Source organism: Domibacillus sp. DTU_2020_1001157_1_SI_ALB_TIR_016, from assembly GCF_032341995.1.
Taxonomy (GTDB): Bacteria; Bacillota; Bacilli; order Bacillales; family Domibacillaceae; genus Domibacillus; species Domibacillus indicus_A.
This window is the reverse complement of sequence record NZ_CP135439.1, coordinates 1123531-1139348: the sequence shown is the minus strand read 5'-3', so window position 1 is coordinate 1139348 and position 15818 is coordinate 1123531. Positions and strand designations below refer to the sequence as shown.

The window sequence follows — 15818 nt, the reverse complement described above, 5'->3', positions numbered from 1 at the left end:
ATAAGTGGATCTCCGGCAGCGCCTAAAGCTGGATAACGTCCAAAATATCTCTTTTCTTCCCTTTCTTTCTTCCTATCTTAACGCAAACGAACAGAAACTGTCGATTGAAAAGAAGGGACAGCACCCCGAGAGGCACTGTCCCTTCCTAAAATGACCCGTCTTTATGCAGACGTTTTATCGGCAGAGCCGACATCGTTTCCATTTTCATCAAGAAGACGCGGCGGCGCAAGGTCGGTTACGGTTTCCTTCGTGATCACACATGTTTTAATATCTTCACGTGTCGGCAATTCATACATTACATCGAGCATAATGCTTTCAATAATGGAACGAAGACCACGGGCACCTGTTTTCCGCTCAATCGCTTTTTTCGCAATTTCACTTAAAGCCTCATCTTCAAATTGAAGATCTACATCGTCAAGCTCCAGCATTTTTTGGTACTGCTTGATCAGCGCATTTTTCGGCTTTGTTAAAATTTCAATCAACGCGTCTTCATCCAGCTGCTCTAGGCTTGCAATCACTGGAAGACGTCCGATAAATTCCGGAATTAATCCAAAACGAAGCAAGTCTTCCGGTACAAGCTGAGCAAGGTAGGATTTTTCCTCGCCTTGATCATTTTTCTGCTCGGAGCCAAATCCAATGACTTTTTGGCCAAGGCGGCGTTTAATAATTTGTTCGACGCCGTCAAACGCTCCACCACAGATAAATAGGATGTTCGTTGTGTCAATTTGAATAAATTCCTGATGCGGATGCTTACGTCCTCCTTGCGGCGGTACGCTCGCTACTGTTCCTTCCAGGATTTTCAACAGTGCCTGTTGAACACCTTCACCGGATACATCACGTGTAATCGATGGGTTTTCTGATTTGCGGGCTACTTTATCAATTTCATCGATGTAAATAATCCCTTTTTCAGCTTTTTCCACATCATAATCAGCCGCTTGAATTAACTTAAGAAGGATATTTTCAACATCTTCCCCTACATAACCAGCTTCTGTCAGTGATGTTGCATCTGCAATCGCAAATGGCACATTTAAAATACGCGCCAGCGTTTGAGCAAGAAGCGTTTTCCCGCTTCCTGTCGGGCCAATCAAGCAAATATTTGATTTTGCCAATTCAACATCATCAATTTTGCTGTTTGAATTAATACGTTTATAGTGGTTATACACTGCCACAGCAAGCGATTTTTTCGCACGCTCCTGACCAATAACGTACTCACCTAAAATTTCACGAATTTCAGTTGGTTTTGGCACATCTTTAAATTCTACTTCTTCTTCTGTACCCAGTTCTTCTTCCACGATCTCTGTGCATAGTTCAATGCACTCATCGCAAATATAAACGCCAGGTCCCGCGACGAGTTTCCTCACCTGGTCCTGTGATTTTCCACAAAACGAACATTTCAATTGTCCTTTTTCTTCATTGAACTTAAACATCTGTTCACCCCTTATGCTATGTTGGTGCAGCTGGGAGCCCCTTTTTAATAGTCCGCTTTTTAACTGCGCCGTAACTAAGTTATGTATCGCATTGTAGCACATCTGCCACAAAACCAAAACGAAAAAGCGTTTCTCAGCTCTTTTTGGGTAGAAAACAAGGCACGATCACGTCGCGCCCTGTCAGTTTGTTCTTTATTTATTATGCACCAACTGTGCTGTTTTCGACAAGAAATTCGACTGCTTTACGAATTTTCAAGTCTGCTTTCATGCCTTCAAGACTTCCAAGTGCTTTTTGAACGTCTTCTTTAGAAAGACCAAATTGCTCAGACATTTTTGTTACTTCTGCATCTACATCTTCGTCTGTTGGCTCAAGGTTTTCTGCTTCTGCGATCGCTTCAAGCGTTAAGCTTGTACGTACGCGTGTTTCAGCATTTTCTTTCATTTGGCTGCGAAGGTCTTCTTCTGTTTGTCCAGAGAATTGATAGTACAAGTCAAGATTCATACCTTGCATAGAAAGGTTTTGCGTGAATTCTTGAAGCATACGGTCGATTTCTGTGTTGATCATTGCCTCAGGCACATCTGTTTGTGCATTGGCAACTGCTTTTTCAACAAGATCGTCACGAAGCTTTTGCTCTGCAGCATTTTTCTTTTGCTCTGCAAGGCGCTCTTGGATTTTTGTTTTTAATGCTTCTAATGTTTCTACTTCTTCGTCTGTTTCTTTTGCGAATTCATCGTTCAGCTCAGGAAGCTCCTGCGCTTTGATTTCATGAAGTTTTACTTTGAACGTTGCTGGTTTACCCGCAAGCTCTTCTGCATGGTACTCTTCAGGGAATGTTACTTCAACGTCTTTTTCTTCGCCTGTTTTCATGCCGATCAATTGATCTTCAAAACCTGGGATGAATGTGCCAGAACCGATTACGATTGAATAGTTGTCAGCTTGGCCGCCTTCGAATGCTTCACCATTCACGAAGCCTTCAAAATCGATTACAACTGTGTCGTCGTTTTCAACTGTACCGTCTTCTTTTACAACAAGCTCAGCATGACGTTTTTGAAGATCTTTTAATTCATTTTGCACATCTTCTTCTGTTATTTCTGTGTTTTCTTTTTCTACTTCAAGGCCTTTGTAGTCGCCAAGTGTTACTTCAGGTTTTACCGTAACTTTCGCAGTGAAGATAAACGGCTTGCCTTTTTCGAATTGCTCTACATCGATTTCTGGACGGTCAACTGGCTCAATGCCTGTTTCGTCGATCGCTTTTCCGTATGCTTCAGGAAGAATTGCATCAATCGCATCCTGGTAAAGAGCTTCCACGCCAAAACGCTGTTCAAACAACGGACGCGGCATTTTCCCTTTACGGAATCCTGGAACGTTAATTGTTTTAACTACTTTTTGAAATGCTGTGTTAAGGCCTTTATCAACGGTTTCAGCGTCAACCTCAACTGTTAGTACGCCTTGGTTGCCTTCTTGTTTTTCCCACTTTGCTGACATAAAAAATTCCCTCCAACAATCTATTAATAAATATGAACGTTCGTCCTATGTATATTCTGAATTGATATAAAAAGGACACAATACGACTTTTACATTATACCATACAGCCGCTTTGTTTCAACTAAAAGGCTGAAATTTCATCGAGTTCTTTCATAAATTGAAGCACTGCTTCGCCTTCTGAAGTACCTTCCACTGTACTGCTCATCTCGTACAGGCGGCTTATTTTCAGCACCAATGCCTCCGCCCACTGCTCTACAGATGCAGGGGGATCAAAAGGATACAGCAAAAACTGATACTGTCTGGCCAGCTCCACAGCCTGCTCGCACAGGGCGGGGTCATTTTGGCCGGCGGTTTCTTCTAAGTATTGTATTACATCTCTGAAAAAAGGATGGCTGAACACTTCTCCTTCCATCACAGGAATAACCTCTTTTTCAAAGTGAAATTTGCGCACCAACACCCTTTCGGCAGTTCCTATATCCCGCAGCAGCCCAAGAGCCATCGTTTGAATAAACGGATGCTCGATTTGATCGCCCGCCCGGTCTATCAGCTCTTTTTCAAAAGGGGCGGCATCCGTTTTGGCCAGTTCTGCCAGCTTCATCATTTTATCCTGAAAGGAATCGTCCGTTTGGAACAGCGTTTCTTCTTTTTTCACACTCATTCGGTCTGCCATTGCTTTTAAGTGTGCAAAATGCTCGTAACGATCTGGCGGAAGCCCTTCTTCAAGCAGGACGGATAATGTATCCGCGACTTCTTTATACCGCCGTTTTTGAATGAGCATCAACACATGCAGGTCAAGCACGTCAAAATAATGGCCTTCTCCTGCATGCAGCATCGCACGGGAAAGCTCTATCCCTTCATCGTGGCTCCCGCTTTCGTGATAAGCAATTAAGAGAGCTGTTTTAATTTCTTCCTGGTGCCCTTCGTCAAAACGGAGCGCTTCGGTATACAGACGAATGGCTTCATCAAACCGCTTTTCCTCCAGCGCCTGCTGTCCCTGCTGCTGGAGCCGGGCTGAAGTGCCAGGAAATTGAACGACATTGCCTGATTTTTTTCTTCTTTTTTTCTTCAACGTTCTCACCCGCCAGCTCTTATAATAGTTGAGTGTAGCATGGTACCGGGCGGTTGAACAGAGAAAACAGTTGCTCTTGCCGCTTCCGACTGTCATGCTGTTAGTATGAATACAATGAAAAGGAGATCCAATCATGATCGAAGTTAAAACATCTACATTAAGCGACGGTGAACTGAACCGCGGCGTTTTCGCTGTCCGTGATATAAAAAAGGGAGAGATGCTTCACGAGGCGCCTGTTATTCCCTACCCGAACGACCAGCACATCCATATCGAAAAGACCCTGTTAGCCGATTATGCTTTTGAATACGGCGTCAATCACTCAGCTATCCTGCTTGGTTATGGTATGCTGTTTAATCATTCCTATGACCCTAATGCTACATATGACATTCATTTTGAAAGTCATTCTTTTAAATTTTATGCATATCGGGATATTCAGGCCGGTGAAGAGATTTTAATTAATTACAATGGTGATGTGGATGACAACGCTCCGCTTTGGTTTAATGATGACAGCCTGGAGCAATAAGAGCAAAGCTGCCGTACTCTCAAGGCGGCTCTCTATGTCCAGTTTATAATAAGCCCTCTCGTCCTGTATCATGCATTGCAAAAAAGCCATACATCCCCTGTATGGCTTTTGCTTTGTTCCATATATCGGACTGCCAGATTTCCTTTTTCGCTCTAAAAAAAAATCAAAGCATTGGTCCATGCTTTGATCTGCAGCTTTACTTAATATAATAAAAATAGAGATAGATTCCTATAAATACACACAAAAAAAGCGCCCTACGGCGCTTTTTTTATTACGTCCCAGGAGGGATTCGAACCCCCGACCGACGGCTTAGAAGGCCGTTGCTCTATCCAGCTGAGCTACTGAGACTTCCTCTGAAGACAATATCTATAATATCAATCCATATATCGGCTGTCAACACTTATTTCATTTTAAAATAAATTATTTGTTATACCGCTCGATTTTTGACTTGAAACAAAAACGCCCTGCGCGAACAGCAGGACGTTCTGTTCGCTCACCGGCTGAATGTGCAGCTTAGTTCTTTTACTTCTTGATGTGTGTCATCATAAAATTGAACGGAAATCGCCGATTTGCTTACATCGACAATAGCGTATGTTTTTTCACGGCGTCCTCTCGGCAGGGAAATGCTTCCCGGGTTCAAATACAAAACACCGTCTTCCATTTCAGCACCCGGGGTATGAGAATGACCGAAAAAAACAAAATCGGCTCCGGTTTCTTTTGCCTTCATAGCTAAGTTCGTTAACGTCATCTTGATATTGTAGCGATGACCGTGTGTCACAAATACACGGCAGTCTTCTACACTTTCTAAGATGTCGTTTGGGAACTTGTCCTCATCATCGCAATTGCCGCGGACAATCGTATAGCCGACGACTTCCGGTTCTGTTGCCCTCATTTCGGAATCTCCGCAATGAATCATCACCGAAACTTTACCTGCATAGCGCTGCTTTAAATCCGACAAAATGCTGTTCCATCCATGGTTATCACTTACGACAAGCATCTTCATTCCGGTTCACCTGCCAATTCCGGCAGCTGTGCCCGTAATGACTCAAGGGCATTTGCACGGTGGCTGATTCGGTTTTTTTCTTCCGGATCAAGCTGTGCCATTGTCACATTGTACCCTTCCGGAATAAACAATGGATCATACCCGAATCCATGCTGGCCCGCTTCTTCAAAACCAATGATTCCTTCACAGCGCCCTTCTGCATAAATCGGGTCACGCCCATCCGGAAACGCTACAGCGAGCACACACATAAAACGGCCGGTCCGGTCTTCTCTCGGTACGTCTTTCATTTCGGCCCGTACTTTGTCATTGTTCGCCTGATCGTTTTTTTCTTCTCCGGCATACCGTGCTGAATACACGCCCGGACGTCCATCAAGCGCATCAATGATCAAGCCTGAATCGTCAGCAATCGCCGGCCGGCCTGTTGACCGGGCGGCAAAATCAGCTTTTAAAAAGGCATTTTCTGCAAAGGTTTTGCCTGTCTCCTCTACATCCGGAAGATCGGGATAATCAAGCAGTGTTTTCACTGTGATGCCGACAGGCTCAAACATGCGAATAAATTCCTTTGCTTTACCAGCATTACGCGTAGCCACGATGACTTCATTCATTGACTGACTTCCTTTCGTAGATCAACTCTGCTGCAACGCCCAGCGCCTCTGCTTGAATATCAAATAACGTTTCCAGGCCGCTTTGTGCTGCTTGAAGCATTTCTTGAAGCTCGTTCATAGAGAAAGTGGCTTCCTCTCCTGTTCCCTGTACTTCCACAAATTTCCCGGTCCCTGTCATGACGACATTCATATCTACTTCTGCAGTGCTGTCTTCTTCATAATTTAAATCTACAACAACTCCATGCTCCTTGACAATGCCGACACTTGTGGCCGCAAGAAAATCCGTAATCGGATAAACGGAAAACTCCTTTTCGATCGCCAAATCATGCAGAGCCAGGGTCATGGCTACGAACGCGCCTGTAATGGCTGCAGTCCGGGTTCCGCCGTCTGCCTGAATCACATCGCAGTCGATCCAGACAGTGCGCTCTCCAATAACATCAAGGTCTACGACTGCGCGCAGCGCCCGGCCGATCAGCCGCTGAATCTCCATCGTCCGTCCGGTTACTTTTCCTTTTGTTGATTCCCTCATGTTGCGCTGGCCGGTCGCTCGCGGAATCATCGCGTATTCTGCTGTAACCCAGCCTTTTCCGCTCCCTCTCATAAAAGGCGGAACCCGGTCTTCAATCGTCGCGGTGCAAATTACTTTTGTATTTCCAACTGAAATCAGCACGGACCCTTCCGGATGTGTTAAAAAGCTGGTTTGAATGTCAACCGGCCGAAGTTCTTTTTCTGTCCGTCCATCTGTGCGCATATACATTCCTCCGTTTTTTTCCTGCTTCCGCTGTCCATTTTCCAAAAATTATACGTGTCTGTCAAATATTCATTCGGCAGATGGAAGACTTTCTTCATTCACAAATAAAGGAGTCGTCAAGGAAGCCGGCAGAGGAGCCCCTGTTTCCATTTTCACCTCTGGATGGCCTTCCACCTCAACCCCTATACTTTCAATTTGGGCAGTAGCAGCCAGCGTAAGTGATAACGGCTTTAGCAGACTGCTTGAAACAAGAGCTTCTCCGTTGTTTTCCAAAACGGCTTCGTTAAACTGAAGAACAGCCCGTCCATCTTCTACTTCTGGTTCTTTTGTCAGCTTTGTATCAGCCGGCCAGCTTGTCATAAGCCCGCTGCCTGCTGCAGGTCCTTTCGCCAGCTCTTTTACCGAAGCAGCAATAAGGTCTGTTTCATCCTCTGAAATACGGCGGGTAACCGGCACTAAATAAGGTCCCTGTTCATTTTGCCCGGTAAAATACACGGTAATCGGTTTTGTTGCTCCAGGATCGGTATAGCCCGCTTTTAAGTTGATGCCATCTTCCCGCTTCATGCCTCCGGCTGCAATCGGCAGTCCTGCTTTTGGCATGGACTCTAGTGTTTCGCCGTTAAATTTAATTTGAACGCGATCTGCCTGGCCCATTCCGGTAACCGTCCACGTAATCGCTGATGCGACAAGTTCCTCTTCCTCTGCCGGATAATTAGCAAAAGCGCCCCCCACACTTACGATGGCTGTTTTCCCATCGAGCTCGACATCTTGAATAACGGTTCCTTCAGGCAATGGAGAACGGAAGCCGGCTGGAATGTTCCCTTCCGCCAGCGCGATAAGCGCAGCTTGCTCTTCCTGCCCGTTCCCTTCGACTGCCGCTATTTGAGGAACAAGAAGTCCATTTTCGTCCACCACATACAATTCTGCCATCACTTTTTCTTCTGCTGCGACCGGCTTGTCTCCCTCTTCTTCGGTATACACCACTTTCACCGGCAGTCCTTCCTCTGGTTCCGCTGAACAGCCTGACAGTATAAGCAGCAACAGCAAGCCACATTTTTTCTGCACTTAAACCGCCCCTTTCATTTGCATTCATACAAATATATGCAGACAAATGAAAAAAAGCCGGCATTTATGCCAGCTGAATTTTTTTCGTATTTAATGGAACATCCCCAAGCCAGTCTGCTGCAATCGCGTTAAAAGCCCGGACACTTCCGGTTGTAAAAAAACGGTGATCCGCCTGTTCGCTATCTGAAAGCATCTCATTAAACTCTAAAATCGCACTGACTTCACGGGCGGTTTCATCACCAGAACTAATGACTGACACCTCTTCCCCCATAAAATCCGCAATAATCGGTTCCAAGAGAGGATAGTGTGTGCAGCCAAGTATAACCGTATCAGAAGGCGTTTCTTTTAGCGGTTCAAGTGTATGGGCCACCACCTGTTTGGCTCGCTCACTGCGATATTTTCCACTTTCAACAAGCGGGACAAATCCCGGACAAGCAAGAGCATACACTTCTGCTCCCGGATCAATAGCAGCAATAGCTTTTTCATAAGCTTTGCTTTTCACCGTGCCGTCGGTTCCAAGCACAGCAATGCGACGATTCTTGGTTTGTTTAATAGCCGCGCGGGAGCCTGGCTGAATAACACCGACAACCGGAATAGGAAGCTGGCGTTTGATTTCATCTAACACAACGGCGGTAGCCGTGTTGCAGGCAATCACCAGCATTTTCATATCATACCGCTCTAAAAAACGGGTCATTTCCCAAGTAAACTGCCGTACCTCTCCGGGCAGCCGCGGGCCGTACGGACAGCGCGCTGTATCCCCTATATAATAAATGGTTTCTTTAGGCAGCTGGCGCATCATTTCTTTTGCAACCGTCAGCCCGCCGACACCTGAATCAATTACTCCAATTGGTCTGTTCAACACCGACGCCTCATTCCACTTTCATTTCAATGTGCATTTTACTTAAAAGGGCATTTAATTGCGCTGTTTCTTCCTCCGAAAAGTTATCCAGCACATCCTCCACATATTGGCGGCGCCTTTTAATAACTTCTTTAATAATTTTTTCGCCTTCTTCTAGAAGATGAATCCGGACAATGCGCCGGTCTTTTGTGTCCCGGACGCGCGCAACAAGGGATGCTTTTTCCATTCGGTTAATTAAATCCGTTGTCGTGCTGCATGCCAAAAACATTCTTGAAGAAAGATCGCCAATAGTTGTATCCCCTTTTTCATATAATGAATGCAAGGCAATAAATTGTGGCGGCGTAATCATATAATCATTTAAAATTTCACGGCCTTTTTGCTTGATAATGCTGTCAATATGACGCAGGTTCCGTTCAATATCGGCGACCGCTTCTCCCGAACTGCTTTGTGTGAGAGACATGTTTTTGCACCCTTTCATATGTAAAACAATATGCCATTCTTTTTTATTTTCGCTTTTTTTCAAACAAAATGCAAGCAAGGGAAAAGCCGCGCCCTTCCCGGCACGGCTTTAGCTTTATAACGTAAGCTCCCCGATCCGAAGCAATTCTACAATGGCTTGCGCCCGTCCTTTGACGCCCAGCTTTTGAATGCCATTTGAAATATGGTTCCGGACCGTTTTTTCACTGATTCCCAATTCTTCTGCAATGTCGTGTGTAGATTTTCCGTCAACCAGTCTCTTGAATACGTCTTTTTCGCGTTTCGTCAAAATCAGAGCTGCCACAAACAACGTCACCCTTTCAAAGAGCAGCCTGTGTCGGTTAGCCGCCACTACCCTTATCATATGCTCGCTATACGTAATTGGTTTTACATAAGAAGCTCTTTTGTATTATTGGTAAAAGAAACAGACCGGCCATAGGTTTTATCAAGGGCATCATCACGTTACTTTTTTGCCATAAAAACCACCGGGAAAGTGACAAGGGAAGCTACTTACATTTTAGTTCATTACGATAGAACACCTTTCCCTATAGTTACTTATAAATCAGCTGTTACAGCTGTAATGAGGTCCACGATTGGTTTTTTGGAGCCGCCCGCCTGCAAAAAGCAAACGAGACCTTTTCCAGAACATATAGATACGGCGGGTGTATGACCGAGACATGCCTATTCTTTCAGAGCCTCACATACGCAGTTGCTTTCATTGACCGACAACGGTCATGGTATCTTTCCGCGCAAAAAACCTCCAGCATAAGCTGGAGGTTTTCTATTAATCTACTGCGTGGTCGCTTCCGAAGAAATTACGGAACGACTGGAATGTAGTTTCACGGTTTAACGCAGCGATCGATGTCGTTAACGGAATGCCTTTCGGGCAGGACTGAACACAGTTTTGTGAGTTACCGCAGTTGGCAAGTCCTCCGTCTCCCATAATCGTTTCGAGGCGCTCATCACGGTTCATAGCACCAGTTGGATGTGCATTAAACAAACGAACCTGTGATAATGGCTGCGGACCGATAAAGTTTGATTTGCTGTTTACATTCGGACAAGCTTCTAAGCATACACCGCATGTCATACATTTGGACAGTTCATATGCCCATTGGCGCTTCCGTTCCGGCATACGCGGTCCAGGCCCTAAATCGTACGTTCCATCAATTGGCACCCACGCTTTAACACGCTTTAATGAATCAAACATACGGCTGCGGTCTACCTGAAGGTCACGGACAACCGGGAACGTATTCATTGGAGCCAGGCGAATCGGCTGCTCCAATTGGTCAACCAGAGCTGTACAAGACTGCCGCGGCTTGCCATTGATATTCATAGAGCAAGCGCCGCATACTTCCTCAAGACAGTTCATGTCCCAGGTAATCGGTGTTGTTTTTTCACCTTTTTTATTTACCGGATTACGACGGATTTCCATTAGGGCGGAAATCACGTTCATATTCGGACGGTAGGGTATTTCGAACTCTTCCTCATAAGGAGTAGAATCAGCGGCATCTTGACGTGTGATGAGAAATCGAACTGTTTTTTGCTCACTCATTATTTCTCCTCCTTCTTCTTCGAGTAGTCCCGTTTACGAGGCGGAATGAGCGATACATCGATGTCTTCGTAATGGAAAGAAGGCGCCGTGTTTTCACCTGTGAACGTGGCCATCGTTGTTTTCATAAATTCCTCGTCATTACGATCCGGGAAGTCCGGCTTGTAGTGTGCTCCTCGGCTTTCGTTCCGGTTCAAAGCACCAATCGTCATGACGCGTGCTAAATGAAGCATGTTTTTCAACTGGCGGGTAAACATCGCACCCTGATTGCTCCACTTGGCTGTATCGTTAATGTCGATGTTTTTATAGCGTTCCATCAACTCAACAATTTTATCGTCTGTCTGCTGCAACTTATCATTATATCGAACAACGGTCACATTAGCGGTCATCCATTCGCCCAATTCCTTGTGAAGAACATAGGCATTTTCAGATCCTTTGTTTAAGGACATGACATCGTTCCATTTTACCTGTTCCTGCTTCACATGATTGTCGAAAACAGACGAAGAAACGGCCTCGGCACTTTTCTCTAGCCCGTTAATGTACCGTACTGCGTTTGGTCCTGCTACCATACCGCCATAAATAGCGGAAAGGAGAGAATTCGCCCCAAGACGGTTTGCACCGTGCTGTGAATAGTCACACTCACCAGCTGCAAAAAGACCTGGAATGTTTGTCTGCTGGTCATAATCAACCCATAGTCCGCCCATAGAGTAATGAACAGCAGGGAAGATTTTCATCGGTACTTTACGCGGATCATCACCCATGAACTTTTCATAGATTTCGATAATTCCGCCCAACTTGATGTCTAGTTCGTGTGGGTCTTTATGAGACAGATCCAGGTATACCATGTTTTCACCATTGATACCTAGTTTTTGGTTTACGCAAACGTCAAAGATTTCACGTGTTGCAATATCCCGCGGTACCAGGTTTCCATAAGCTGGATACTTCTCTTCCAGGAAGTACCAAGGCTTCCCATCTTTATATGTCCAAACGCGTCCACCCTCACCACGCGCCGATTCACTCATTAGGCGAAGTTTGTCATCGCCTGGAATCGCTGTTGGGTGAATTTGAATGAACTCGCCATTTGCATAATGAACGCCCTGCTGATACACAATTGATGCAGCTGAGCCTGTGTTGATAATCGAGTTTGTAGACTTACCAAAGATAATACCAGGGCCACCTGTTGCCATAATAACCGCATCTGCTGGAAACGATTGAATTTCCATCGTTGCCAGGTTTTGCCCAACAATCCCACGGCAAATTCCTTCGTCATCAATTACGGCGCCGAGAAATTCCCAGCCTTCATATTTTGTCACAAGACCTGCTACTTCAAAGCGGCGCACCTGCTCATCCAGCGCATACAGCAGCTGCTGGCCTGTAGTGGCACCTGCAAAAGCGGTACGGTGATGCTGTGTGCCTCCGAAACGTCGGAAATCAAGAAGACCTTCCGGTGTCCGGTTAAACATAACGCCCATACGGTCAAGCAAATGAATAATGCCTGGTGCCGCTTCTGCCATCGCTTTTACCGGCGGCTGATTCGCTAAGAAATCGCCTCCATAAATGGTGTCATCAAAATGTACCCACGGGGAATCGCCTTCCCCTTTTGTATTAACCGCTCCATTAATGCCGCCCTGCGCACAAACGGAATGAGAACGCTTTACCGGGACGAGCGAAAATAACTCGACAGGCGTACCTGCCTCCGCTGCTTTAATCGTAGCCATCAAACCGGCCAAGCCGCCGCCGACTACGATAACTTTACCTTTACTCATTGTGAGGTCCACTCCCTTTTCAGTCCTGCCTTCTATCTATCTGACAAAACTCCATTCATTGCCGGGTTTTATACAAACGCAAAGATAGCGCTTAATCCGACATACGATAAAGCTAAAAATACAAGTAACGTTGCGTATGTAACAATGCGTTGCGAACGTGGCGATACTGCGATTCCCCAGCTCACACAAAACGACCATAAACCATTTGCAAAATGGAAAATTGCTGAAAGAACTCCAACTATGTAAAAAACAAGCATAAATGGATTATCTAAAATATTCTCCATCATCTGAAAATTCACTTCTGCACCAAGCGCAGCTTGAACCCGTGTTTCCCATACGTGCCATGCAACAAAGATCAGTGTAATCACGCCTGTCCAGCGCTGCAGCACAAACATCCAGTTGCGGAAGTACCCAAAGCGTCCAGGATTGTTTTTCGCAGTGAACGCAATGTAAAGCCCATAAATCGCGTGGAACAAAAGTGGCAGGAAGATCACTAACGTTTCAAGCACAAGCACAAAAGGTAAACTTCCCATAAAGCCTGCCGCCTGGTTAAACGCTTCTTCCCCTTTCGTCGCAAAATGATTCACGACTAAATGCTGCGTCATAAAAAGCCCGACTGGAATGACACCGAGCAATGAGTGCAGCCTGCGGTAAAAAAACTCTCGATTGTCAGCCACCATTTTCCCCCCTTGAATTTGAAGCATCCGACAAATATTTTGTTTATTCGCACATTGCTTCATCTAGTAATCTTACGATGTGACAAATTCATTTTACTCCCATAAATTAAGAGCGTCAAGGTAAGGTGGGGACATTTTTGTCCGGCTTTTCATGCGGAATATGCTTTTTTTGGGACGGTCAATTGTATATAATAACGAGAGAGAAAGCGAGGAATTCACTTTGACTATTGAAAACGAAGAACAGGGACTCGTTGAAGCACCGAAAGCGTCCGTTTCTGTCTTTGGCTATGAACTGATACGGGATGTTTTACTTGGCGATCTGCTCGGAAATGACGCGGCTGAAATCTTATATTGGGGCGGAAAAACGCTGGCGCGGCGCTTTCCTTGTGCAAATACAGAAGAATTGACAGCTTTTTTCAAAGAAGCCGGCTGGGGTACAATTGAACTTGTAAAAGAAACGAGAAAAGAATGGGTCTACCGCTTATCTGGAAGTTTAGTTGAACGGCGGTTTACCGTGCAGGCAGATCCTGCTTTTACGCTTGAAAGCGGCTTTATTGCGGAACAGGCAGCAGCCCGTTTTGAGTCGAACGCTGAAGCAATTTGTCAATTACATAAGAAAAATAAGCATGTCGAAATTACGGTAAAATGGGAATAGACCGCTCGCTGAGCGGTCTATTCTTCATTTAGAGCTGCCATAACGGCTTCGGCTGTTTTGGCTGGAATCCCAGCCGCCATGATTTCTTCTTTTGATGCATCTTTTAGTTTTTTAAGAGAGCCAAATGCCTTTAACAGCTGCTTTTTCCGCTGCGGCCCCACGCCCTCTATGTCATCTAAAATAGATTGGAAAGCACCTTTGCCCCGGATTTGCCGATGGAAGGTAATCGCAAACCGGTGCACTTCATCCTGAATACGCTGAAGTAAATAAAATGGCTGGCTGTTGTGCGCAAGCGGCACAATTTGCAGCGGGCTTCCATAAAGAAGCTGGGAGGTGCGGTGACGCTCGTCTTTTGCGAGGCCGGCGACCGGGATATCAAGCCCAAGCTCATCTAGCAATACATCGCGCGCTGCTTCTATCTGCCCTTTCCCGCCATCGATAATAATTAAATCAGGCAGCGGCAGCCCTTCCCGCAGCACACGAGTATACCGGCGCCGCACTACTTCCCGCATAGAGCCGTAATCATCGGGCCCTTTTACAGTTTTAATTTTATATTTTCGATATTCTTTTTTTTCAGGCTTCCCGTCAATAAAGACAATCATCGCCGATACCGGTGCTGTTCCCTGGATGTTTGAGTTATCAAATGCTTCAATTCGACGGGGAACATGAATATTCATGACTTCGCCAAGCTGCTCAGCCGCTTTGATCGTTCTTTCCTCGTCCCGGTCAATTAACGCAAATTTTTCTTTTAAAGCCGCTTTTGCGTTGTTGCCTGCAAGCTCCACCAATTCCTTTTTCTTGCCCCGCTGCGGCTTTGTAACCGGCACACCGATCAGCTGGCCGGCAAGATCTGCATCAACAGCGTCCGGAAGAAGAATCTCCTTCGGCTTAAAATGCTCCGGCGCCTCATAAAAACGGCCAAGAAATGTTAAAAATTCTTCTTCAGGCTCACTATAAATAGGAAAAGTGGACACATCCCGTTCAATTAAGCGTCCCTGACGCACAAAAAACACCTGCACACACATCCAGCCTTTATCGACTGTATAGCCAAAAACATCACGATCAGTAAGGTCGGCCATGTTGATTTTTTGCTTTTCCATCAGGGTGTCGATATGAGAAATTTGATCACGATATTCTTTTGCGCGTTCAAATTCAAGCTTTTCCGCTGCTTCTTCCATTTTTGCGGTTAAGGCTTTTTTCACTTCTTGATGGCCGCCATTTAAAAAGCGGGTAATTTCCGCTGCCATTTCTTTATACGTATCAGCTGGCACTTCTTTTACACAAGGAGCGAGACACTGCCCCATATGGTAATACAGACAAACGCGGTCAGGCAGTGTTGAGCATTTGCGGAGCGGATACAAGCGGTCCAGGAGCTTTTTTGTTTCCGATGCAGCATACGCATTCGGGTACGGGCCAAAGTACTTCCCTTTGTCTTTTTTTACCTTCCTCGTGATAATGAGGCGCGGATGCCGCTCTGCAGTCAGCTTAATAAACGGATAACTTTTGTCGTCCTTAAGCATGATATTATACTTTGGATCGTATTTTTTAATTAAGTTCAGCTCTAAAATAAGCGCTTCAAGATCCGAGGAAGTAATAATATATTCAAAGTCTACAATTTCACTGACCAGTCTCGTTGTTTTCGCATCATGCGAGCCGGTAAAATAGGAACGGACCCGGTTCTTCAGCACTTTTGCTTTTCCCACATAAATCACTGTCCCGTGCCGGTCCTTCATTAAATAGCATCCAGATTCATCCGGCAGGAGAGCCAGTTTATGCTGGATCAGTTCATTCATCTTTTTTCACTCCTTTTATATTAAGAAAGCGTACGGCGGACGAGCCAGGCAGCATTCTTTACCGGAAGGCTGCCTGGCAGGAAAACGAAGGAGATTTTTAAGGAAATAACGTA

General features: G+C 45.5%; 16 protein-coding genes and 1 tRNA gene. 2 read left to right on the top strand and 15 right to left on the bottom strand.

The annotated features are described in order from the left end of the window. Window positions 1-161: 161 nt before the first annotated feature. From clpX to RRU94_RS13585, 3 genes are all read right to left on the bottom strand, one after another. Window positions 162-1427: an ATP-dependent protease ATP-binding subunit ClpX gene (gene clpX, locus RRU94_RS13595; protein WP_315694833.1), complete on the bottom strand. Its 1266-nt coding sequence runs from the start codon at window positions 1425-1427 to the stop codon at window positions 162-164. Between the two features lie 199 nt (window positions 1428-1626). Continuing rightward, window positions 1627-2913, bottom strand: a complete 1287-nt coding sequence (gene tig / locus RRU94_RS13590; protein ID WP_315694831.1) for a trigger factor — start codon at window positions 2911-2913, stop codon at window positions 1627-1629. A 121-nt stretch (window positions 2914-3034) separates the two neighbouring features. Next, entirely contained in the window at window positions 3035-3982 is a 948-nt protein-coding gene (locus RRU94_RS13585; RefSeq protein ID WP_315694829.1) for a tetratricopeptide repeat protein, read from the bottom strand. A 133-nt stretch (window positions 3983-4115) separates the two neighbouring features. Between RRU94_RS13585 and RRU94_RS13580 the strand changes: the two genes are divergently transcribed. Next, entirely contained in the window at window positions 4116-4505 is a 390-nt protein-coding gene (locus tag RRU94_RS13580; protein ID WP_242233308.1) for an SET domain-containing protein, read from the top strand. Between the two features lie 274 nt (window positions 4506-4779). On the opposite strand, the gene RRU94_RS13575 is transcribed toward RRU94_RS13580, so the two are convergent. From RRU94_RS13575 to RRU94_RS13525, 11 genes are all read right to left on the bottom strand, one after another. Then, window positions 4780-4853, bottom strand: a tRNA-Arg gene (locus RRU94_RS13575). Window positions 4854-4998: 145 nt separating this feature from the next. Further along, window positions 4999-5508 (bottom strand): metallophosphoesterase, encoded by a 510-nt coding sequence (locus RRU94_RS13570; protein ID WP_315694826.1) that lies wholly within the window; start codon window positions 5506-5508, stop codon window positions 4999-5001. Then, window positions 5505-6113, bottom strand: coding sequence for an XTP/dITP diphosphatase (locus RRU94_RS13565; protein ID WP_315694824.1), 609 nt, complete (start codon window positions 6111-6113; stop codon window positions 5505-5507). Before RRU94_RS13565 ends, RRU94_RS13570 begins: the two co-directional genes overlap by 4 nt. Beyond that, entirely contained in the window at window positions 6106-6864 is a 759-nt protein-coding gene (gene rph, locus RRU94_RS13560; protein ID WP_315694822.1) for a ribonuclease PH, read from the bottom strand. Before rph ends, RRU94_RS13565 begins: the two co-directional genes overlap by 8 nt. Before the next feature lie 69 nt (window positions 6865-6933). Beyond that, window positions 6934-7929: a GerMN domain-containing protein gene (locus RRU94_RS13555; protein ID WP_315694820.1), complete on the bottom strand. Its 996-nt coding sequence runs from the start codon at window positions 7927-7929 to the stop codon at window positions 6934-6936. Window positions 7930-7993: 64 nt separating this feature from the next. After that, entirely contained in the window at window positions 7994-8788 is a 795-nt protein-coding gene (racE, locus tag RRU94_RS13550; protein WP_315694818.1) for a glutamate racemase, read from the bottom strand. A 10-nt stretch (window positions 8789-8798) separates the two neighbouring features. Further along, the gene (locus tag RRU94_RS13545) at window positions 8799-9248 is read right to left on the bottom strand and encodes a MarR family winged helix-turn-helix transcriptional regulator (protein WP_315694816.1); all 450 of its coding nucleotides are present in this window, start codon (window positions 9246-9248) and stop codon (window positions 8799-8801) included. A 114-nt stretch (window positions 9249-9362) separates the two neighbouring features. Next, complete coding sequence (locus RRU94_RS13540; RefSeq protein ID WP_242233483.1) at window positions 9363-9581, bottom strand: helix-turn-helix domain-containing protein; 219 nt, start codon at window positions 9579-9581, stop codon at window positions 9363-9365. 468 nt (window positions 9582-10049) lie between these two features. Next, window positions 10050-10817 carry a succinate dehydrogenase iron-sulfur subunit gene (gene sdhB, locus RRU94_RS13535; protein WP_315694814.1) on the bottom strand — a complete coding sequence of 256 codons (768 nt, stop codon included), beginning with the start codon at window positions 10815-10817 and terminating at the stop codon, window positions 10050-10052. Beyond that, entirely contained in the window at window positions 10817-12580 is a 1764-nt protein-coding gene (gene sdhA, locus RRU94_RS13530; RefSeq protein ID WP_315694812.1) for a succinate dehydrogenase flavoprotein subunit, read from the bottom strand. The genes sdhB and sdhA overlap by 1 nt, the downstream gene beginning before the upstream one ends. A 68-nt stretch (window positions 12581-12648) precedes the next feature. After that, window positions 12649-13257 carry a succinate dehydrogenase cytochrome b558 subunit gene (locus RRU94_RS13525; protein ID WP_309089606.1) on the bottom strand — a complete coding sequence of 203 codons (609 nt, stop codon included), beginning with the start codon at window positions 13255-13257 and terminating at the stop codon, window positions 12649-12651. A 220-nt stretch (window positions 13258-13477) separates the two neighbouring features. Here RRU94_RS13525 and RRU94_RS13520 point away from each other — a divergent pair, with 220 nt between their 5' ends. Beyond that, entirely contained in the window at window positions 13478-13912 is a 435-nt protein-coding gene (locus RRU94_RS13520) for a YslB family protein (RefSeq protein ID WP_315694809.1), read from the top strand. A gap of 17 nt (window positions 13913-13929) precedes the next feature. Here RRU94_RS13520 and uvrC read toward each other — a convergent pair whose 3' ends face one another. Beyond that, complete coding sequence (gene uvrC / locus RRU94_RS13515; RefSeq protein ID WP_315694807.1) at window positions 13930-15705, bottom strand: excinuclease ABC subunit UvrC; 1776 nt, start codon at window positions 15703-15705, stop codon at window positions 13930-13932. Window positions 15706-15818: the final 113 nt, after the last annotated feature.

Excerpts from the sequence above, each read along its gene's own strand:
- RRU94_RS13565 (WP_315694824.1), bottom strand. The coding sequence starts at position 6,113 with ATGAATGAAGTCATCGTGGCTACGCGTAATGCTGGTAAAGCAAAGGAA.
- rph (WP_315694822.1), bottom strand. The coding sequence starts at position 6,864 with ATGCGCACAGATGGACGGACAGAAAAAGAACTTCGGCCGGTTGACATT.
- tig (WP_315694831.1), bottom strand. The coding sequence starts at position 2,913 with ATGTCAGCAAAGTGGGAAAAACAAGAAGGCAACCAAGGCGTACTAACA.
- sdhB (WP_315694814.1), bottom strand. The coding sequence starts at position 10,817 with ATGAGTGAGCAAAAAACAGTTCGATTTCTCATCACACGTCAAGATGCC.
- RRU94_RS13570 (WP_315694826.1), bottom strand. The coding sequence starts at position 5,508 with ATGAAGATGCTTGTCGTAAGTGATAACCATGGATGGAACAGCATTTTG.
- clpX (WP_315694833.1), bottom strand. The coding sequence starts at position 1,427 with ATGTTTAAGTTCAATGAAGAAAAAGGACAATTGAAATGTTCGTTTTGT.
- RRU94_RS13545 (WP_315694816.1), bottom strand. The coding sequence starts at position 9,248 with ATGTCTCTCACACAAAGCAGTTCGGGAGAAGCGGTCGCCGATATTGAA.
- sdhA (WP_315694812.1), bottom strand. The coding sequence starts at position 12,580 with ATGAGTAAAGGTAAAGTTATCGTAGTCGGCGGCGGCTTGGCCGGTTTG.
- RRU94_RS13580 (WP_242233308.1), top strand. The coding sequence starts at position 4,116 with ATGATCGAAGTTAAAACATCTACATTAAGCGACGGTGAACTGAACCGC.
- uvrC (WP_315694807.1), bottom strand. The coding sequence starts at position 15,705 with ATGAATGAACTGATCCAGCATAAACTGGCTCTCCTGCCGGATGAATCT.